Source organism: Bradyrhizobium sp. LeoA1Lang, assembly GCF_055413685.1.
Window position 1 is genome coordinate 1 of sequence record NZ_JBVAPG010000145.1, and the last position, 20,093, is coordinate 20,093.

Below are 20,093 nucleotides of genomic sequence, written 5' to 3' on the forward strand. Positions count from 1 at the left end.
CCATTCCAATGCGGATAATCTGCGTCACGGACGGCTCCCTCGTTTGAGATTTCGACAACCTCATTCTGGCACAACTGATGCCGTAGGGGGCCGTCCACCCCATCAACCACAGGGAGTTGTTGTGGCGCGGGCAAGTCACACCGTCATTGCGAGCGCAGCGAAGCAATCCATGCCTCCACTTGCCGTGCGATGGATTGCTTCGCTGCGCTCGCAATGACGGTGGGAGGCATCGGAGCACATCACGAAATCCTTTGGTTATGGGTCCCGGGTCCCGGCTACGCCAAAGGCTTCGCCGCGGCGCGCAAGCCCGGGACGACACTAGAGTGATGGCGGGCAGCCTCGTAAGCAACAAAAAGAAAAAAGCCCGGTTCTGGGGCGGCCAGAACCGGGCCAGTGATCAAACCGCAAGCGAGGAGAAAGCGGCCTTGTCGGCGGCAGCGAGCCGCCAACTGGCACATGGGATATCCCGCGGTTCGATAGCGATGTGTTTCGCAAAGCGCACCAGCTTCCAGTCGCCGGGGCTGTTGGTGAAGGCGTAACCTGCCTTTTTCGCCAGCCCGATCATGGCGTCGTTGGAACGCAAGGTGTCGCCGAACAGGCGCACCGCACCGAGCGCAGCGGCGCGGCATTCGACATTCTTCAGGAGCGCCCGGCCGATGCCCTGGCCCTGCCAGCGGTCGTCGATCGAGACGCCGAACTCGATGCTCGCATCCTCCGCATGGAAGGCATAGCGCGCTTCGCCGACGATGACTTCGAAGCCGTCAACCATCACGGTGGCGACCACGCTGAACTGCTCGCGCTCGCCGACATGGACGAAATTTTCCAGCACGTTCTTCGGCAGCTCGCGCATGGCGCCGAAGAAACGATTGTAGCGGGAGCGGATCGAGAGCGAGCGGAAGTAATTCTGCAGCTCCTCCGCATCGCGCGGCTCGACGAAACGCACGGTGATCTTGTCGCCGCTGCGCGAACGCAGCACGTCGGAATACTGCTTGAGATCGTCGAGACGCAGGGTGGTCATGACACGCTCTCCGAAAGAAATTGGCTGGCGCCCCGATTCGGCGGCGACGCCAGCATTGGCGTCATCTCATGCCCGCCAGAAGGGTTTTTCGGCTTCGTGGGCGACGTCGCTCCAGGACTTGCCGATGTCGTGGAGATCGCGCTCGGACCACTGGGCCAGCTCGCGGCGCGTCTCGTAGCGCTGATGCCAGACGTAGAGGGTCTCGCTTAATTGGGTGAAGGCCTTTGCGAACAGGCCCTGTCCATGATGATTTATCATCGATTCATGGGTGCAAGTGGACATGCTCAGCTCCTATCGCTAATCTGTCACACGAAATATCGGCGCTATTTCTGCCTTGCACAAACGACACTTTGTCCCGCTTCACATGAGATAAAGTCATATATCAGGACGGATGCAGGAGATGACCGCGAGGCTGCCTTCGCTGAACGGTTTGCGGGCCTTCGAGGCCGCGGCGCGGCACCTGAGCTTCACCCAGGCGGCCGCCGAGCTGAACGTGACGCAGACCGCGATCAGCCATCAGATCAAGCGGCTCGAGCAGGAGCTCGGCGTCCGGCTGTTCGTGCGGCAGAACCGGGCGCTGACGCTGACGCCGAAGGCGGCCGAATATCTCCCGGGCGTCCGCGCCGCCTTCAACGACCTGAAGCTTGCCACCGACCGGCTGCTGCGGCGCGAGGACGACCACGTGCTGACAGTGTCGACGCTGGCCTCGCTCGCCGCAAAATGGTTGCTGCCGCGGCTTTCCACATTCCAGGAGGCGCACCCGGGCATTGACGTCCGCATCACCACCTCGACCAGCCTGGTCGACTTCCAGCGCGACAATGTCGACGCCGCGATCCGCTACGGCCGCGGTCAATGGCAGGGATTGCGCGCCGACTGGCTGATGGCGGACGAGCTGTTTCCAGTCTGCAGCCCGTCCTTGCTCAACGGTGAGAAGCCGCTGAAATGCCCTGAAGACCTCCGCGGCCACGTGCTCTTGCACACCAGCAACGCCAACAGTGACGACTGGCGGCTGTGGCTGACGGCGGCCGGGCTGCCGGCCGACCTCTCGAAGCAGCCGGGCATCACCTTCGACCTGATCTTCATGACCATCCAGGCCGCGATCGACGGCATCGGCGTCGCCATGGGCCGGACATCCTATGTGCAGGACGACATCGCCAAGGGGCGGCTGGTGGTCCCCTTCAAGATAACGCTCCCCGCCGATGCGGGCTTCTATCTGGTCTCGCCGCAGGCGCGGGCTGATTCGCCCAAGCTTGCCGCATTCCGGCAGTGGATGGTGGCTTCGGCCCAAAGCAAGACCTGAAAAGCCTGCCGATTTCCGGGTGACCGGCGCGTTTGCGGGTTGGTCGCGCCGCATAGCTGTGCCAAATTGCCGCGCCGACGAGGCTTTTCGTCGCAGCACGGGGAGAAGACGCGCATGGCGCCAACGAGCACGGCAGAGATACCGCAGATCAAATCGCGCATCGGCGCCATCCTGCGCGCGACCAGCGGCAATTTCCTCGAGCAGTTCGATTTCTTCCTGTTCGGCTTTTATGCGAGCGCGATCGGCAAGGCGTTCTTCCCCTCCGACAACGAGACCGCCTCGCTGCTCAACACTTTCGGCGTGTTCTGGCTCGGCGCGCTGATGCGCCCGGTCGGCGCGATCGTGCTGGGCGCCTATATCGACCGCATCGGACGCCGCAAGGGCTTGATCGTCACGCTGGCGATCATGGCTGTGGGCACGGTGGTCATCGCGATCTGTCCGAGCTATGCGACGATCGGCATTGCCGCGCCCGTCATCGTGCTGATCGGCCGGCTGCTGCAGGGCTTTTCCGCCGGCGTCGAGCTTGGCGGCGTCTCGGTCTATCTGTCGGAGATCGCAACGCCCGGCAACCGCGGCTTCTACACCTCGTTCCAGTCGGCGAGCCAGCAGGTCGCGATCTTCGTCGCCGCGATCGTCGGCTATGTCCTGAGCGAGATGATCTCGCCGGCGACGGTGTCGGCCTGGGGCTGGCGCATCCCGTTCTTCATCGGCTGCCTGATCATCCCCTTCATCTTCGTGCTGCGGCGGACGCTGGAGGAGACGCCGGCGTTCCTCGCCATGAAGCGGCATCCGTCCGCGTCCGAAGTGTTCGCGTCCGCGCTCGCGAACTGGCGCATCGTGATCCTCGGCATGATGATCGCGATCCTGACCACCACGACCTTCTACTTCGTCACCGTCTACACGCCGACCTTCGGCAAGAACGTGCTGAAACTGTCGACGCATGACGCACTGCTGGTGACGCTGCTGGTGGCAGTGACCAATTTCATCTGGAACCCGGTCGGCGGCGCGGTCTCCGATCGGCTCGGCCGCAAGTCGGTGCTGCTGACGATCGCCGGGCTTTCCTTGATCACGGCCTATCCTGCACTGCACTGGCTGGTTGCCGCGCCGACCTTCGGCAAGATGCTGGCGGTCGAGATGATGTTCTCGTTCTATTTCGGCGTCTACAGCGGCACCATGCTCGGCTGCCTGGTCGAGATCGTGCCGGCGCATGTGCGCACCACCTGCTTCTCGCTCGCCTTTGCACTGGCGGCGGCGCTGTTCGGCACGTTCACGCCATTTGCGTCGACCTGGCTGATCGACCACACCGGCGACAAGGCATCGCCGGGCTTCTGGCTGATGCTCGCGGCAACGCTCGGCATCATCGCGACCTTGACGGTCTATCGTGGCGGCGAGCGAGTCGAGGCGCGCGAAGCGGTTGCCGCCTGACGGAGCAATTACCGGGGAGCGCGAAGCCGTAGGGTGGGCAAAGCGCAGCGTGCCCACCATCGCGAGCACAGCATGAAATGGTGGGCACGCTTCGCTTTGCCCACCCTACAACTCCACTACAAATCCACCACGACGTAGTCGCTTTCCACGGACACCGCGATAGTCTCCGCGACATACGGACCCTTCACCACGTTCGTGCCCGGCTCGACATTGACCGGATAGGCCCGCGCGCGGAAGCGCTTGGGGTCGCAGTAGGACTGGCCGGTGCGGATGTCGAATTCCCACCCGTGCCAGGGACAACGGATGATCTCGCCGAGTTTCGTGTACTCGATCTCGCCCGGATCGGACGATTGCGCGAGCCCGATCAACGGTCCCTCGCACAGCGAAGCGCCTTGATGCGGGCAGCGGTTCAAGAGGCCGAAGAACTCGCCCTTGACGTTGAAGACCGCGATGGGCCGGCCGTCGATCTCCATGAACTTCCGTGTGCCCGGCGGCAGTTCATTCACCGGGGCAACCACATGCCTGACCATCAGCACTTCTCACGCGTGATCTTTTCGGAAAACCGGTTCCCACTTTTCCGGATCATGCGAGCCCGTACAGCTTGCGCGCGTTGTCGAGATAGAACGCCCGCTTGTTGGCGTCGCTGACGCCGGCCGGCAGCACGCGCGAGGGCTCGTCATAGTCCCAATGCGGGTAGTCGGTCGCGAACAACAGCCTGTCCCAGCCGATCCACTCGATGATCTGGAACAGATGCTCGCGGCTATCAGGATCCTCCATCGGCTGCGTGGTCCACCAGATGTGGTCGCGGATATAGTCCGACGGCTTGCGCCTCAGATGCGGCACCTCGGCGTGCAGGCGCTCGAACACCTTGTCGAGGCGCCAGGCCAGCGACGGCGCCCAGCCGAAGCCGGCCTCGACCATCACCATGTTCAGTTTCGGAAAGCGCTCGAACACGCCTTCGAGCACGAGGCTCGCCAGCGCGGTCTGCTGGCATTGCGAGTGGCCGACCATCTCCTCGATATAGAAGCTCGGCCAGCCGGAGGCGGTGATGGGATTGCCGCCGAAGCCGAAGGCATGGACGCCGACCGGAAGCCCGGCTTCCTCCGCGGCCTCATAGATCGGCCGATAGCGACGCTGACCAAGCGGCTCGACATTGCGGCTCAGCAGCAGCACCTGCACGAAGTTTGCATCGCCAGCGCGCTTGCGGATTTCCGCGGCCGCGGCCTGCCCGTCCTCATTGGCGACGACGACCGAGCCCTTGAGGCGCTGGTCCTTGCTGGTCCATTTCTCGATCTGCCAGTCATTGATCGCGGAACAGATCGCCGCCGCGAGATCCTGATTGCGGATGCCCTGCCCGGTGTTGAGGGGGTTGAGCACGCCGAGCGCAACATTGTTCGGATCGAGATGCTGCTGCTGCATGAAGGAGAGCGAGGAGCCTTGCGGCCCGCCTTCCGGCGGATAGGCGTCGCGGCGCGACGCATTCGGCTGCGCCTTGGGATAGGGCGGGCCACCCATCATGCCCTGATAGGCGTGGACGCCGAAGGTCTCTAAATGCGCGTGCCAGCGCTTGGCGAGGAATGGATACAGTTCGGTTTGGGTGGCGCGCGCCGGGTGGATATCGCAATCAGCGATCGCGGTCTTGATGTTGGCGGACAATGCCGCTTCAGGGCGTTCGCGAATTTGAACATTCATGGCGCCACCTCTTTCACCGATTGCTTCAAGCGCGTGTAAGTCGCGAGCGGATTGTCGATCATGATCTTGCGGACCAGGTCGGGCGAAATCCCCTTCGGCAGCACCTCGTCGCCGTCGAATTGCCAGTGCGGATAGTCGGTCGAGAATAGGAGCAATTCGTCCGACTGCATATGGTCGAACAATCGGTTCAGCGTCTCGCCTTCCGGCGGCGCATCGACCGGCTGCAGCGAGAAACGGATGTTGCTGCGCACAATCTCGAGCGGCGCGCGATCCACCCACGGCGTCTCCATGCGGACGCCGCGCCAGAACTTGTGCAAGCGCCAGAGATAGGGCGGCAGCCAGGTGAAGCCGCTTTCCAGCATCACCATTTTCAGGTTCGGATGGCGGGCGAACACACCCTCGACGATCAGGCTGGTCAATTGCGTCTGGAACGCCTGCGCCTGCGCGACATAATCCTCGATGTGATAGGAACCCCAGCCCACCGAGGTCGGCGGGTTGTGATAGGCGCTGCCGGCGTGCACGCCGATCGGCAAGCCCAGGCGCTCCGCCGCGGCATAGATCGGCCAATAGTGCCGCTTGCCCAAGGGCATGTCGCCCATAACAAGCATCAGCACCTGGACGAAGCGCGGATCCCTGGCGCAGCGCTCGATCTCCCTCACGGATTTCTCGATGCTCTGCACGGGGATCACGATCGAGCCGCGCAGCCGATCGTCCTTGTCGAGCCATTCCCTGGCGAGCCAGTCGTTCAGCGCGCGGCAGAACGTATCAGCCATGTCCTCACTGAACACCATCTGCACACCATAGAGAGGATTGCAGATGCCGTAGGCGACACCGAACTTGTCGAGCGCCTGGCGCTGCATGTCGGCAAGATTGGAGCCGGGCTTGCCCTGCGCCGGCCGCCAATCCGGCCGCGCCGAGATCGGTGAATTGACCGGATAGGATTGCGACAGCAGATCCGTCATGCCGCGCGTCGTCACCTGGTCGCGCCAGTAGTCGTTCATGTACGGCAACAGGCTGGTCAGATGGGGCACGGCGGGATGCAGATCGCAATCCACGCCACCCCCGATCGGCGACGTCATGACGTTTCCTCGTTTAAGCGCGTGCGCCGCGCCCGTTGATTGCTCTGCATTCAAGCAGGCCTGCCACTAGCCCGCAACTCGGCAGGAGCCGAAGTGATGTGCTAGGAAGGCAGGACGCCCCGGAGAATTTTCATGGCAAACAACAAGAGAGGCGGCCGATGAACGAACTGGTGTCCATTGCGGAAAAGATTGCAGCGAGGCTAATCGAGCGGAAGCAGACGATTGCAGTGGCGGAATCCTCGACCGGCGGCCTGATCTCCGCCGCGCTGCTCGCCGTGCCCGGCGCCTCCGCCTATTTCATCGGCGGCGGCGTGATCTATACCCGCGATGCGCGGCGCGTGCTGATGGACATTCCCAACGAGACGATGAAGGGCATCCGCTCGGCATCGGAACCTTACGCAAAATTGCTCGCGAGCCAGATCCGCACGCGCCTTGCGACCGACTGGGGCCTGTCTGAGACCGGCGCAGCGGGACCGGCCGGCAACCGCTATGGCGACGCGGCGGGCCATAGCTGCATGGCGGTAGCGGGGCCTGTGGAGGCCGCGATCACGCTCGAGACCGCGAGCTGCGACCGGCAAGCGAACATGCAGGCGTTCGCGAAGGCCGCGCTGAATTTGCTGCTGGAGAATTTACGGTAGCTCGTGGTCCCAACGAACGGGGGCGCGACAACGTGAAGTGTTGCCGTCATTGCGAGGAGCGATAGCGACGAAGCAATCCATGTCACCACTTGCGGAGGCATGGATTGCTTCGCTCCGCTCGCAATGACGGAGAGGAGGCACGGCAGTTCCTCGTCGTCGTCTTAAGCCCGGGACGACAAGACTCACTTCTCCCGGAACGAGCGCATGAACTGGTCGCTCAGGGGCTTCATCAGATAGGACAGCATGGTGCGGTCGCCGGTCTGGACGAAGGCTTCGACCGGCATGCCCGGGATAACCTTGACGTCGCCGAGGCGCTTGATCTCGTCCGGCGGCATCGAGACGCGGATGGTGTAGAAGCTCTGCCCGGTGCGCTGGTCGGTGGTGACGTCGGCCGAGACGCGGGTGACGACGCCGCTGATCTCCGGCGTGGTGCGCTGGTTGAAGGCCGACAGGCGCAAGAGCGTCTTCTGGCCGATCTGCAGCTTGTCGATATCCTGCGGATTGACCTTGGCCTCCACCGAAAGAGCGTCGGCCTGCGGCACGATCATCATGATGGCATCGCCCGCGGTGATCACGCCGCCGACGGTGTGCACCGTCGACTGCAGCACCATGCCGTCCTGCGGCGCCCGGATGTCGATGCGGCGAAGCTGGTCTTCGGCAGTCACCTTGCGCTCGACGAATTCGCCGATCTTGTCGTTGGTCTCGCGCAGGTCCTTGGAGACTTCGGCCAGCATGTCCTTGTCGACCTGGATGATCTGCAGCTCGGTCTCGGTGATCTTGCCCTTGGCCTGCGCGCGGGCAGCGATGTATTGCGCCCGTTCGCCGGCGAGCCGCGCAGCGTCGCGCTCGAGCGTGTTCAGGCGCGTGAGCTGTACCAGACGCTGGTCATAGAGCTGGCGGACGCCGACGAGCTCCTGCTGCACCAGCTCGATCTCCTTGTCCTTGGCGACCTCCTGCGCCCTCAGGCCCTCGATCTCCTCCTTGAGCTGGGTAACGCGCTCGCGCAGTTGCGCCCTCTGGCCGATGCGGCCGTTGACGCGGACCTCGAACAGCTTGGTTTCGCTCGCCAGGACGTCGCGGACGTCGGGATCCTCGGCGCGGTCGGCCAAGACCTTCGGAAAGACGATCCTGTCGCGTCCCTGCTGCTCGGCCTCAAGGCGCGCCGCGCGCGCATAGAGCCCGTTGAGCGTCTTGACCACGATCGCAAGGCTCGCCTTCACCACCGTCTCGTCCAGCCGCACCACGATGTCGCCGGTCTTGACGAGGTCGCCGTCGCGCACGCGCACCTCGCCGACCACGCCGCCGGTCGGGTGCTGCACCTTCTTGACGTTGGAATCGACCACCACCGAGCCCGGCGCGATCAAGGCGCCCGAGATCGGCACGGTGGAAGCCCAGCCGCCGAAGCCGCCGGCCACCACCAGCACGACGACGAGGCCAACGACCAGATGCAGCCGGATCGAGCGCTGCGCCCTGCGCGATTCTTCGCTCATGATTTGGCTCCCGCATCGGAGACGATCTTGATCGGCGGCGCCGGGGCGACGCGCGGCTGCAGCACCTGCGCCAGCACGGTTTCCTTCGGGCCGAAGGCCTGTATGCGGCCTTCCTTCAGCACCAGGATCTGGTCGACGCCCTCGATTCCGATCGGCCGGTGCGCCACCACCACCACAATGGCGCCGCGCTCGCGCGCCGAGCGCACCGCCCGCGTCAGCGCCTCGTCGCCTTCGCTATCGAGATTGGAGTTCGGCTCGTCCAGCACGATCAGGAACGGATCGCCATAGAGCGCGCGCGCCAGCGCGATCCGCTGCGCCTGGCCGGCCGACAGCGCCGTGCCCTGCTCGCCGACCTGCGTGTCGTAGCCCTCGCGCATCTTGATGATCATCTCGTGCACGCCGGCTTCCTTGGCGGCGGCGATGATATCGTCCGACTTCGCTTCCGCGTCGAAGCGACAGATGTTCTGCGCCACCGTGCCCGCGAACAGTTCGACGTCCTGCGGCAGATAGCCGACATAGCGGCCCAGCACGTCCGGCGACCATTGGTCGAGCGCGGCGCCGTCGAGCCGCACCTTGCCGCGGAACGGCATCCAGACGCCGACCAGTGCGCGCACCAGCGATGACTTGCCTGAGCCGCTGGGACCGATGATGCCGACGCCGCTGCCGGCTTCGAGCGCGAACGCCACGTCGGCCACGATCACCCGCTGGTCGCCCGGTGCCGCAAGCGAGACGGCCTCGACCGACAGCCGCTTGGTCGGCGCCTGCAGCACGGTCTGAGTGCCGGCCGGCGGCATCTGCTGCAGCAGCCGGCTGAGCCGATGCCAGCTCTGCCGCGCAGCGACAAACCCCTTCCAATGCGCGATCGCGAGATCGATCGGCGCCAGTGCGCGGGCGCTGAGGATGGAACCCGCGATGATGATGCCGCCGGTCGCCTCCTGGAAGATGACGAGATAGGCGCCGACCGCGAGCACCGCGGACTGCAGCATCATCCGCAGCACCTTGGCGACCGCGCCGAGCCCGCCGGCAACGTCGCTCGCGCGCTGGTTGCCCGCGAGATAATTCTCGTTGGCCTCGCTCCAGCGCCGCTGCAGTCGGCTGGACATGCCCATTGCAACCAGCACTTCGGCGTTGCGGCGGCTCGCCACGGCGAGATCATTGCGACGGGCGGCGAGCGTCATGGCCTCCTTGGCGGGGCGGCGCGACATGAATTCGGTGATCAGCGTCAGCGTGATCAGGATGATCGCGCCGACCAGCGCGGTGACGCCGAGCAGCCAATGGAAGGCGAAGCAGATCGCCATATAGAGCGGCAGCCATGGCAGGTCGAAGAACGCGCCCGGCCCCTGGCTGCCGAGGAACGACCTGACATTGTCGAGATCGCGCAATGGCTGCAGGCCTTCGGTGCGATTGCCCATCAGCAGCGGCAGGCGCACGATGGTGTCGAACACACGGGCATTGATCGCCTCGTCCAGCGAGGTGCCGATCCGCCCGAGGATCCGTCCGCGCAGGAGATCAAGCACGCCCTGGGCGATGTAGAGGCCGGCGGCGAGCACGACCAGGCCGACCAGGGTCGGCACGCTGCGGCTCGGCAGCACGCGGTCGTAGACCTCCAGCATGAAGATCGAGCCGGTCAGATACAGGACGTTGATCACGCAGCTCATCAGGCCGACGCCGATGAAGGCGGCGCGGCAGGCGCGCAGCGCATCGCCGAGTTCGGAACGCCGGACGCCGGGAGCGGCTGCCATGAATGCTTATCTCTGCAAAAAGGGTCAAGTATTGACCACGTTTTACCGATGTTTGTGGCCAGCGTCTATTTATGTCGCGGCAGCCGCATTCTGGTTGCGTTAATTTCGGCGCAGTTCCGCACTGCGCAACCGTCAGGTCCAGGAAGGTTAATGACGGCCGCCGACTTCGTAGCCCGGGTGGAGCGGAACGCGAAACCCGGGACAACTGCGTCGGCGTTGGCGAGTGGTCTCCGGGTTACGCTAGCGCTTCACCCGGGCTACGGAGAGAGACTTCGGCCAGCACGCACCGCGCGATGCGGTCCGGCGTGACCTGCACGGCGGGCGGCAACTGCTCGGAGCAGCGCGGCTGCGCCTGGCTGCAGCGCGGCGCGAAGGAGCAACTGGTCGGCGCACGGTCGAGCGAGGGGGGCGTGCCCGGGATCGTCTCCAGCCGCTCCCCGCGCTTGGCGCCATGGATGGTCGAGGCCAGCAGGCCCTTGGCGTAGGGATGGACCGGAGAACGCACGATGCCACGGAGACTGCCCTGCTCGACGATCTGCCCGGCATACATGACGGCGACGCGGTCGCAGATCTCGATCGCAACGCCGATGTCGTGGGTCACGAAGATCACGGACATGCCGAATTCGCGCTGTAACTCGCGGAGCAGGAGCAGGATCTGGATCTGCACGGTGGCATCGAGCGCGGTGGTCGGCTCGTCCGCGAGCAGGATCTTCGGCTTGCAGGCGAGCGCAAGCGCAATCATCGCGCGCTGGCGCATGCCGCCTGACATCTCGTGCGGATAGGATTCGAGCCGGCGCTTGGCGGAGGGAATGCGCACCACCTCCAGCATCTCGAGCGCACGCGCCGTCGCCTCGCGCTCGCTCTTGCCCTCATGCCGCATCACGGTTTCCGCGATCTGGCGGCCGATGGTGTAGACCGGATCAAGCGCGAGCGCCGGCTCCTGGAAGATCATCGAGACGGTCTGGCCGCGAAAATTCGACAGCGCCTCGTCGTCCATCGCCAGCACGTCCTGTCCCAGCACCTTGACGCTGCCCGAGATCTGCGTCCGCTTCTTCGGCAACAGCCGCATCAACGCGCGCAGCGTGACGCTCTTGCCGGAGCCGGATTCGCCGAGCAGGCCGAGCACCTCGCCCTCACCGAGCGAGAGGCTCAGATCATTGACGGCGTGCACCGTGCGTTCGCCGGTGAAGCGGATGTTGAGATCCCGGACTTCGACAAGATTGGTCATGCGAGCTTCGGCACCTTGGCGTGGAAATCGGTGGCCCGCTGGAACGCCGCGCCGATGCGGAGCAGCGTGGCTTCCTCGAAGGAGCGGCCGACCAGTTGCATGCCGACCGGGAGCCCCGTGCGGGTGAAGCCCGAGGGGATCGCCAGCGACGGCAGGCCGAGATAGTTGACCGGGCGGGTGAAGCGCGTCAGCCGCTGGATCACCGCCTCGGCGCCAGGGCCATTGCCGACATCGCTCTCGGCGATCGTCGGCGCAGGCACCGGCGCTGCCGGGGCAATCACCGCATCCACGCCGGCAACCGCGGCATTGTAGGCCGCAAGGGCCGGGCCGCGCCAGCGCATCGCCTCGAGATAGCTGACGGCGGGAACCGCGAGCCCGTTCTGCAGCCGCATCAACACCTGCGCGCCGTAATCCTGCGGACGCTCGATCATCCAGCGCTTGTGGAAGGCGGCCGCCTCGGCGGCAAGCACGATCTGGGATGCCGAACTGAGCTGGCGCTGGTCGGGCAACTCGACCTTGACGATCTCGGCGCCCTCGCGCTTGAGGACGGCGATGGTCTCGTCGAGGATGCGCGCCACCTCGGAATCGAGATCGTCGACATAGAAGGCAGTCGGCAGGCCGATCTTGAGGCCTTTCAGCGAGCCCTTGGCGGCTTCGAGATAATCCGGCACCGACAGCGTCGAGGCGGTCGGATCCTCAGGGTCGCTACCTGCCATCAGGCCGAGCAGCAGCGCGCAATCCTCGGCGGTCTGCGCCAGGGGGCCGACGGTGTCGAGCGATTGCGACAGCGGCATTGCGCCGGCGCGGCTGACGCGGCCGACGGTCGTCTTCAGTCCGGTGACGCCGCAGAAATGCGCGGGCATGCGGACCGAGCCGCCCGTGTCCGATCCCAGCGCCGCAAATGTCAGTCGCGCGGCAACCGCCGAACCGGAGCCGGAGGAGGAGCCGCCGGTGATGTGGTCGACGTTCCAGGGATTATGGACCGGGCCGTAATGCACGTTGTGGCCGGTCGGGCCGTAGGCGAACTCGACCATCTGCAGCGAGCCGAGCCGGATGGTGCCGGCATCCTTCAATCGCTGCAGCGCGGTCGCCGTGGTCTTGGCGACAAAGTCGCGGCGGATCAGCGAGCCGCAGGTCACGACCTTGCCGGCCTCGTAATACATGTCCTTGTGCGCGAGCGGCACGCCGTGCAGGACGCCGCGGCTCCTGCCCTTCGCGAGTTCCGCATCCGCTTCATCGGCGGCGGCGAGCGCCTGTTCGGACTCGATGGCCATGAAGGCGTTGAGTTTGGGCTGCCACTCCGCGATGCGGTGCAGCAAGGCTCGCGTCACCTCGCGCGATGAGACTTTCTTCTCGGCGATCGCTTTCGTGACTGCGGTCAGCGACATCAAGGCAAGTTCGCTGCTCATTTCGACACCTTCGCGGTCTGCGCGAGGAGGAAGCTCGCGGGCTCGAGATCGAACGGCAGCGTGCCGGCGACCGGCGCAAAGCCGGCGAAAGCCGGGCTGATCGAATTGGAAATCCGCGCCGCGACTTCGCCGTCGACGGGAACGCCCGCGACATCGGCCATCGCAATCGCTTCCTTCGGACTGGGTTTCGTCATGCCGCCTCTTCCTCCCTTGCCGGTGCGCGGCTATGCCCCGAGCCCGGAATAGCCATGTAGCACGCCGCCTGATGACCCGTACTATCGAGCGTGGTCAGTTGTGGAGTGGCTTTTGCGCAGAGCGGCTCCGCAAACGGGCAGCGGGTGTGAAACCGGCAGCCCGGCGGCGGATCGATCGGGTTCGGCGGATCGCCCGAGATCGGCGGCACCTCGGTGCGCTTGTCCGGATCGGAGGACGGCATCGCCGCCAGCAGCGCGCGCGTGTAGGGATGCGCAGGTTGATCCCACACTTTATCGACCGGGCCGAGCTCGACGACTTCGCCGAGATACATCACGAGCACGCGGTCGGAGATGTAGCGGACGACATTGAGGTCGTGGCTGATGAAGAGATAGGTCAGCCCGAACTCGCGCTTGAGGTCCGCGAGCAGGTTGAGCACCTGCGCCTCGACCGATTTGTCGAGCGCGGAGACGGCTTCATCCAGGATCACCAGCCGAGGCGACAGCGCCAACGCACGCGCGATGTTGACGCGCTGGCGCTGGCCGCCGGAGATTTCGTGCGGATAGCGGTTGGCGAAGTTTTCCGGCCGCAGGCCCACCTTGCCGAGCAGTTCGCGCGCAAGCGCGCGCGCCGCGCTATCTGCCAAGCCATGCACCTTCGGGCCGAAGGCGATGGATTCCTCGATGGTGAGGCGCGGATTGAGCGAGGCGTAGCTGTCCTGGAACACCATCTGCATGCCCCTGCGCAATTCGCGTAGCGACAATGCGCGGCCGACCTGCATGCCGTCATAGATGATTTCGCCGGAATCGCGCTTCATCAGGTGCATCAGGAGCCGCGCGGTGGTCGACTTGCCGCAGCCGGACTCGCCGACGATGCCGACGGTCTCGCCCTTGGCGATCGTGAAGGAGACATTGTCGACCGCCCGCACGGTCTTGCGCGCGCCGAACAATTCGCCGCGCACCGGGAAGTGCTTGGTCAGGCCGTTCACCTGAAGCAGCGGCTGCGCGGCGCCGCCGACGTCCTCCACGGGGGCAAGCATGTCGATGTGTGAATGCATCTCGCTCATGCCTCAGTTCCGGATATCCATGGCGCTGCGCATGCCGTCGCTCAGCAGGTTGAAGCAGATCGAGACTGCGAAGATCATCACACCCGGCAGCGCCGCGACCCAGGGGTTGACGTAGATCGCGGTGCGCAGCGTGTTCAGCATCAGGCCCCATTCCGGCTCCGGCGGCTTGGTGCCGAGGCCGAGGAACGACAGGCCCGCGGCGAGGATCATCGACACCGAGATCAGGCCGGTCGCGTAAACGAAGATCGGGCCCAGCACGTTGCCGAGCATGTGCACGCGCATGATGGTGAGCGGACCCGCACCGGAGGCGCGCGCGGCTTCGACGAAATCCATGTTGCGCACGCCGGTCGTGACGCTTTCGGCGACGCGGGTGATCTGCGGCACGAACACGACGGTGAGCGATACGATGGAGTTGACGATGCCGGCGCCGAGTGCGCCGGAGATCGCGATCGCCAGGAGCACCGACGGGAAGGCGTAGAACACGTCGATGGTGCGCATGATCGCGGTGTTGAGCTTGCCGCCGACATAACCCGCGACCAGCCCGAGGCCGGTGCCGATCACGAAGGCCAAGATCACCGGCAGGATGCCGATGATCAGCGACAGCCGCCCGCCATAGACGAGACGCGACAGCATATCGCGGCCGAGCTCGTCGGTGCCGAGCAGATAGCCTGATGTACCGATGTGGCGCAGGCGGCGGATCATCGAGCCCTGGTAGGGATCGGCGAGCCCGAGCCATGGCGCGAACAGTGCCGCCGCAAAGATCAGGATCAGAATGAGCGCGCAGGCCATGCTGACCTTGTCGCGCATGATGCGGCGGCCGACGGTAGCCCAATAGCCTCGCGCCTTCGTCGCGGGGGCTGCTTGCAGTGCGAGATCGGTGATCGTGCTCATCGCGCTAGCCTCGCTTGATCCGCGGGTCGATCGCGGCCTGCGTGATATCGACCAGGAGGTTGAGCAGCACGAAGAACAGCGCCAGCACCAGGATCGTGCCCTGCAACAGCGGCAGGTCGCGCTGGAAGATCGCGGAGTTCAACAGCAATCCCGAGCCCGGCCAGGAGAACACGGTCTCGATCAGGATCGAGCCGCCGAGCATGTAGCCGAGCTGCAATCCCATCACCGCGAGCGCGGTGGGGGCCGCGTTCTTGATGACGTGGCGGAACACGTTGGTCTCGCGCAGGCCCTTGGCGCGCAAGGCCTCGACGAAATCCTGCGACAGGATATCGCCGGTCAGCGCGCGCACCGTGCGGGTGACGATCCCCATCGGGATCACCGAGCTCGTGACCGCAGGCAGGATCAGATAGCGCAAGTGGTCCCAGTCCCATGCCCAGGCGCCGGAGCCGCCGGGACCGGCGCCGACCGCGGGCAGCCAGTTGAGCTGCACCGAGAAGATGATCACCAGCACCATGCCGAGCCAGTAATGCGGCACCGAGACGCCGGCGATCGCAAAGGAAGTCGCGAGCTTGTCGATCCAGCTATCGCGGAAATAGCCGGCGATGAGTCCGAATAGCAGCCCGAGCGTGAAGCCGATCATCGCGGCAAAGATCGCGAGCATCACAGTGTTGCTTACGGCGCGCATCACCTCCGACAGCACGGGCCGGCCGGTCGCGATGGAATTGCCGAGATCACCGTGCACGGCGCGCCACAGCCACAGCCCGAACTGCACCGGTAGCGGACGGTCGAAGCCATAGGCGGTGCGCAATTGCTGCGCCAGCTCCTGCGAGGCGTCGGCCGGCAGCACCGCGACCAGGGGATCGCCGGGCGTGATATGCACGAGCAGGAAACACACCAGCGCGACGCTGATGACGATCGGAATCACATAGACGATACGTCTGGCGATATAGGCAAACACGAGCGACTCTCTACTTCCCTTCTCCCCTTGTGGGAGAAGGTGGCGCGCATGAAATGCGCGCCGGATGAGGGGTTCTATCCGCGGATGCTAATGCTGCTAAGGAGAGGCCTCTATCCGCGGAGGCAGACCCCTCACCCGGCTTCGCGTTCCGCGAAGCCACCCTCTCCCACAAGGGGAGAGGGTGAACAGCGCAACTTACGTCTATTGCGTCATCGAGACCGGCGAAAAATCGACGAACCAGCTCTTCGGCTGCACGAAGCCCTTGACCTTCGGGCTCATCGCGCGCGGCGCGACGTCGTGGGCGACGTAAAGGAACGCCGCGTCATCGACAGAGGCCGCATGCAGCTCGGCGAGCGCCGCGTCGCGCGCGGCGGGATCAAAGCTCTGGCGGGCCTTGGTCACCAGTTCATCGAATTTGGGGTTGTTGATATAGCCCCAGTTGTTCGACACCGGCGGCGCCATCGACGACTGCAGGAAGCGCACCAGCGCGAAGAACGGATCCATCGCCGCATAGGTGACGTTGGTCGCGTTCGAGCCATTGGCGGTCGGATCCTTGGCACCGCGCCGCCAGTTGGTGAACAGCGTGTTCCATTCGATCACGTCGAGCTGCACGTCGAAATAGCATTCGGCGAGCGCCTGCTGCAGATATTCATTCATCGGCAATGGCAGCATCTGGCCTGAACCTGACGCCGATGTCTGGATCTTCACCGTCAACTTCTTGTTCGGACCATAGCCCGCTTCCTGCATCAGCTTCTGCGCGGCAGGCTTGTCGTATTTGATCTGGAAGGTCGGATTGCCGCGCCAGGGATGGCCCGGTTCGAACGTGCCGGTCGCCGGCACCATCAACCCGGCAAGCAGGCCGTCGCGCAGACCTTCGCGATCGACGCAGAGATTGGCGGCCTTGCGGACGCGAATGTCGTTCCACGGCGAGCCCTCGATGCGGGAGAACTGCCAGGGCCAGACATGCGGCTCTTCTTTGCTGTAGAGCACGAAGCCGCGCTGCTTGATCTCGGGCAGCGCGTCCGGCGCCGGCGCCTCGACCCAATCGACCTGACCGGAGAGCAGCGCGGCGGTGCGCGCATTGGCTTCCGGCATCGGCAGCAGCACCATCTTGTCGACCTTCGGAACGCGCGCCTTGTCCCAATAGGCAGCGTTCTTGACGAGCTCGAGCCGCTCGCGCGGTGTGAATTTCGTCATCTTCCACGGGCCGGTGCCTGAGGCATCCTTGGCGAAGGCGGCCCAGGCGGCCTGCGATTTCGCCTTGGCGTCGGCGCCTTCGGAAGTGTCATAGAATTTCTGCCACTTTGCCGGGCTCGCCACGAACAGGTTGGTCAGGTTGATCGGCAGGAAGCTGTCCGGCTCCTTGGTGGTGAGTTCAACCGTCATGTCGTCGATCTTGCGGGCCGAGGCCAGCGTCGGCATGCGCGAGGCGGTGACGCCGACCTGGCTCGGATCGAACTGCGGTGCATCCTGCTTGAGCACCTTGTCGACATTCCAGACAACGGCGTCGGCATTGAACGGCGAGCCGTCATGGAAGGTGACGCCGGGACGCAGCTTGAAGATCCATTTCTTCTTGTCGGCATCGTCGACCTTCCACTCGGTCGCAAGGCCGGGGATGACCACGCTCGCCTTGTCGGCCGACGACAGGTCCCACATCGTCAGCCCGTCATACATCGTGAGCCCGGTGAAGCGGTTGCCTTCGAAGCCCTGATCGGGCTGCCCGAGCGTGCGCGGAATATCGGCAGCAGTCATGCCGATGCGCAGCACCGTTTCGGCGCCAGCTGCGCGCGGCACGGCGGCCAGCGCAATCGCCAGCGCCGCTGCCAGCGCCATCGCTTTGGTTCTCTCAGTACGCATTGCAAAGGTCCCTTCTTCAACTTCGGGTGATTAATTGTTGGGCAATCGTATGCAATGCCTGTGCCAAGGGGAATAGTTCTGCGGAAAATCGCCCCGGGATGCGTCGATTCTTCTCAGTCCGTGCCGCGGGACGGAAAGATGTGCCTATTCTGGCATCAAGCTTGCTTGGTTGGCATCCGGTATTCGGAATACGTCAACGGAGCTTTGGTAACATGCGCACCCGATATTCGATTCTCGTAGCTGCTTTGGCGCTTGCCATCGGCGCAGGCTGGAGCAGCAAGCCGGCGCAAGCCGAATCCGTGGTGCGCTACGGAATCTCGATGGCGGATATCCCGCTCACGACCGGCCAGCCCGATCGCGGCGCAGGTGCCTATCAATTCACCGCCTATACGATCTACGATCCGCTCGTCGCCTGGGAGATGGATGTCGCCGACCGGCCGGGCAAACTGGTGCCCGGCCTCGCCACGGAATGGAAAGTCGACGACAAGGACAAGACCAAGTGGCGCTTCACGCTGCGCAAGGGCGTCAAGTTCCACGACGGCAGCGACTTCAACGCCGATGCCGTGATCTGGAATCTGGACAAGGTGCTGAACGACAAGGCACCGCAATTCGACAAGCGGCAGAGCGCGCAGGTGAAGACCCGCCTGCCCTCGGTCGCGAGCTACGCCAAGATCGACGATTTCACCGTGGAGATCACGACCAAGACGGTCGACTCCTTCTTCCCCTACCAGATGCTCTGGTTCCTGGTCTCGAGCCCCGCGCAATATGAAAAGCTCGGCAAGGACTGGGACAAGTTCGCAAGCCAGCCCTCCGGCACCGGCCCGTTCAAATTGACCAAGCTCGTGCCGCGCGAACTCGCCGAGCTCACCAAGAACGAGGACTATTGGAACAAGAAGCGCCTCCCCAAGGTCGACAAGATGGTGCTGATCCCGATGCCGGAGGCATTGACGCGCACCAATGCGCTGCTCGCGGGCCAGGTCGACCTGATCGAGACGCCGGCGCCGGACGCCGTGCCGCAGCTCAAGGCCGCCGGCATGAAGATCGTCGACAACGTCACCCCGCATGTCTGGAACTATCATCTGAGCGTGCTGCCCGGCTCGCCCTGGACCGACATCCGCCTGCGCAAAGCGCTGAACCTCGCGATCGATCGCGATGCCGTAGTCGGGCTGATGAACGGACTGGCAAAACCTGCCAAGGGCCAGGTGGACCCCTCGAGCCCGTGGTTCGGCAAGCCGACCTTCGACATCAAATATGATCTCGCCGCCGCCAAGAAGCTCGTGCAGGAGGCCGGCTACTCCAAGGAGAAGCCGCTGAAGACGACCTTCATCATCGCCCAGGGCGGCACCGGCCAGATGCTGTCGCTGCCGATGAACGAATTCCTGCAGCAGAGCTTCAAGGAGATCGGCATCGACGTCGACTTCAAGGTGGTCGAGCTCGAAACTCTCTATACGCATTGGCGCAAGGGCGCGGCCGACGAGATGAACGCCGGCATCACCGCCAACAACATCGCCTATGTGACCTCGGACCCGCTCTACGCGATCGTCCGCTTCTTCCATTCCGGCCAGATCGCGCCTGTCGGCGTCAACTGGGGCGGCTACAAGAACCCGAAGGTCGATGCGCTGATCGACGAGGCCAAGCAGACCTTCGACACCACGAAGCAGGACGAACTATTGGCGCAGGCGCACGCACTGATCGTCGACGATGCCGTGCTGGTGTGGGTGGTGCACGACACCAACCCGCATGCGCTGTCGCCCAAGGTCAAGACCTTCGTGCAGGCGCAGCATTGGTTCCAGGACCTGACGCAGATCGGGCTGCAGTAGTTCTCGCGTCGCCTCTTCGCGTCATTGCGAGCGAAGCGAAGCAATCCATTTCTCCGCTTGTGGAGGCGTGGATTGCTTCGTCGCCACGCTCCTCGCAATGACGGGATTCCGTAGGGTGGGCAAAGCGCAGCGTGCCCACCTTTTCTTGCGCTGCTCGGGATGGTGGGCACGCTTCGCTTTGCCCACCCTCATATGGGGCTTTGTGAGTCAAGGCTCTCAGCGAACAGGGTTGGGTTGGGTTTTTGCGGTGAGAGGGCGGCGCGCGGAGCCATGCGTAGCGCAGCGCGA

18 protein-coding genes are annotated in these 20,093 nt (G+C 64.5%); 4 read left to right on the forward strand and 14 right to left on the reverse strand.

Translation table 11 applies throughout. From position 1 onward, the window contains the following. Positions 1 to 397: 397 nt before the first annotated feature. The gene (locus tag ACZYOF_RS33630; protein WP_463718465.1) at positions 398 to 1,018 is read right to left on the reverse strand and encodes an N-acetyltransferase family protein; all 621 of its coding nucleotides are present in this window, start codon (positions 1,016 to 1,018) and stop codon (positions 398 to 400) included. Positions 1,019 to 1,084: 66 nt separating this feature from the next. Then, the gene (locus tag ACZYOF_RS33635) at positions 1,085 to 1,300 is read right to left on the reverse strand and encodes a DUF1127 domain-containing protein (protein WP_463718466.1); all 216 of its coding nucleotides are present in this window, start codon (positions 1,298 to 1,300) and stop codon (positions 1,085 to 1,087) included. 118 nt (positions 1,301 to 1,418) lie between these two features. On the opposite strand from ACZYOF_RS33635, the gene ACZYOF_RS33640 reads away from it, so the two are divergent. Beyond that, complete coding sequence (locus ACZYOF_RS33640; RefSeq protein ID WP_463718467.1) at positions 1,419 to 2,318, forward strand: transcriptional regulator GcvA; 900 nt, start codon at positions 1,419 to 1,421, stop codon at positions 2,316 to 2,318. 114 nt (positions 2,319 to 2,432) lie between these two features. After that, on the forward strand, positions 2,433 to 3,743 hold the full coding sequence (gene tcuC / locus ACZYOF_RS33645) for a tricarballylate/proton symporter TcuC (protein WP_463718468.1): 1,311 nt from the start codon (positions 2,433 to 2,435) through the stop codon (positions 3,741 to 3,743). Between the two features lie 116 nt (positions 3,744 to 3,859). On the opposite strand, the gene ACZYOF_RS33650 is transcribed toward tcuC, so the two are convergent. The 3 genes from ACZYOF_RS33650 to ACZYOF_RS33660 are packed head-to-tail and all read right to left on the reverse strand — an operon-like array spanning position 3,860 to position 6,514. Continuing rightward, positions 3,860 to 4,273: a Rieske (2Fe-2S) protein gene (locus ACZYOF_RS33650; protein ID WP_130578273.1), complete on the reverse strand. Its 414-nt coding sequence runs from the start codon at positions 4,271 to 4,273 to the stop codon at positions 3,860 to 3,862. Positions 4,274 to 4,325: 52 nt separating this feature from the next. Then, on the reverse strand, positions 4,326 to 5,435 hold the full coding sequence (locus ACZYOF_RS33655) for an amidohydrolase family protein (RefSeq protein WP_463718469.1): 1,110 nt from the start codon (positions 5,433 to 5,435) through the stop codon (positions 4,326 to 4,328). Continuing rightward, positions 5,432 to 6,514, reverse strand: a complete 1,083-nt coding sequence (locus ACZYOF_RS33660) for an amidohydrolase family protein (protein ID WP_463718470.1) — start codon at positions 6,512 to 6,514, stop codon at positions 5,432 to 5,434. Before ACZYOF_RS33660 ends, ACZYOF_RS33655 begins: the two co-directional genes overlap by 4 nt. A 158-nt stretch (positions 6,515 to 6,672) precedes the next feature. Here ACZYOF_RS33660 and ACZYOF_RS33665 point away from each other — a divergent pair, with 158 nt between their 5' ends. Next, positions 6,673 to 7,152 carry a CinA family protein gene (locus tag ACZYOF_RS33665; RefSeq protein ID WP_282529515.1) on the forward strand — a complete coding sequence of 160 codons (480 nt, stop codon included), beginning with the start codon at positions 6,673 to 6,675 and terminating at the stop codon, positions 7,150 to 7,152. A 182-nt stretch (positions 7,153 to 7,334) separates the two neighbouring features. On the opposite strand, the gene ACZYOF_RS33670 is transcribed toward ACZYOF_RS33665, so the two are convergent. The 9 genes from ACZYOF_RS33670 to ACZYOF_RS33710 all read right to left on the reverse strand — a co-directional run bounded on the left by ACZYOF_RS33670 (position 7,335) and on the right by ACZYOF_RS33710 (position 17,985). Next, positions 7,335 to 8,642 carry an HlyD family type I secretion periplasmic adaptor subunit gene (locus ACZYOF_RS33670; RefSeq protein WP_130578277.1) on the reverse strand — a complete coding sequence of 436 codons (1,308 nt, stop codon included), beginning with the start codon at positions 8,640 to 8,642 and terminating at the stop codon, positions 7,335 to 7,337. Next, the gene (locus ACZYOF_RS33675; RefSeq protein WP_463718471.1) at positions 8,639 to 10,384 is read right to left on the reverse strand and encodes a type I secretion system permease/ATPase; all 1,746 of its coding nucleotides are present in this window, start codon (positions 10,382 to 10,384) and stop codon (positions 8,639 to 8,641) included. The genes ACZYOF_RS33670 and ACZYOF_RS33675 overlap by 4 nt, the downstream gene beginning before the upstream one ends. Before the next feature lie 235 nt (positions 10,385 to 10,619). Beyond that, complete coding sequence (locus ACZYOF_RS33680) at positions 10,620 to 11,612, reverse strand: ABC transporter ATP-binding protein (protein ID WP_130578279.1); 993 nt, start codon at positions 11,610 to 11,612, stop codon at positions 10,620 to 10,622. Continuing rightward, positions 11,609 to 13,021: an amidase gene (locus ACZYOF_RS33685; protein ID WP_463718472.1), complete on the reverse strand. Its 1,413-nt coding sequence runs from the start codon at positions 13,019 to 13,021 to the stop codon at positions 11,609 to 11,611. Before ACZYOF_RS33685 ends, ACZYOF_RS33680 begins: the two co-directional genes overlap by 4 nt. Next, the gene (locus ACZYOF_RS33690) at positions 13,018 to 13,215 is read right to left on the reverse strand and encodes a hypothetical protein (RefSeq protein WP_463718473.1); all 198 of its coding nucleotides are present in this window, start codon (positions 13,213 to 13,215) and stop codon (positions 13,018 to 13,020) included. Before ACZYOF_RS33690 ends, ACZYOF_RS33685 begins: the two co-directional genes overlap by 4 nt. Next, positions 13,212 to 14,279, reverse strand: a complete 1,068-nt coding sequence (locus ACZYOF_RS33695; protein ID WP_463718474.1) for an ABC transporter ATP-binding protein — start codon at positions 14,277 to 14,279, stop codon at positions 13,212 to 13,214. The genes ACZYOF_RS33690 and ACZYOF_RS33695 overlap by 4 nt, the downstream gene beginning before the upstream one ends. Before the next feature lie 3 nt (positions 14,280 to 14,282). Beyond that, entirely contained in the window at positions 14,283 to 15,170 is an 888-nt protein-coding gene (locus tag ACZYOF_RS33700) for an ABC transporter permease (protein WP_130578282.1), read from the reverse strand. 4 nt (positions 15,171 to 15,174) lie between these two features. Then, the gene (locus ACZYOF_RS33705; protein WP_130578283.1) at positions 15,175 to 16,128 is read right to left on the reverse strand and encodes an ABC transporter permease; all 954 of its coding nucleotides are present in this window, start codon (positions 16,126 to 16,128) and stop codon (positions 15,175 to 15,177) included. 201 nt (positions 16,129 to 16,329) lie between these two features. Continuing rightward, complete coding sequence (locus tag ACZYOF_RS33710) at positions 16,330 to 17,985, reverse strand: ABC transporter substrate-binding protein (RefSeq protein WP_463718475.1); 1,656 nt, start codon at positions 17,983 to 17,985, stop codon at positions 16,330 to 16,332. A gap of 212 nt (positions 17,986 to 18,197) precedes the next feature. Between ACZYOF_RS33710 and ACZYOF_RS33715 the strand changes: the two genes are divergently transcribed. Next, positions 18,198 to 19,805, forward strand: coding sequence for an ABC transporter substrate-binding protein (locus ACZYOF_RS33715; RefSeq protein WP_282529522.1), 1,608 nt, complete (start codon positions 18,198 to 18,200; stop codon positions 19,803 to 19,805). Positions 19,806 to 20,093: the final 288 nt, after the last annotated feature.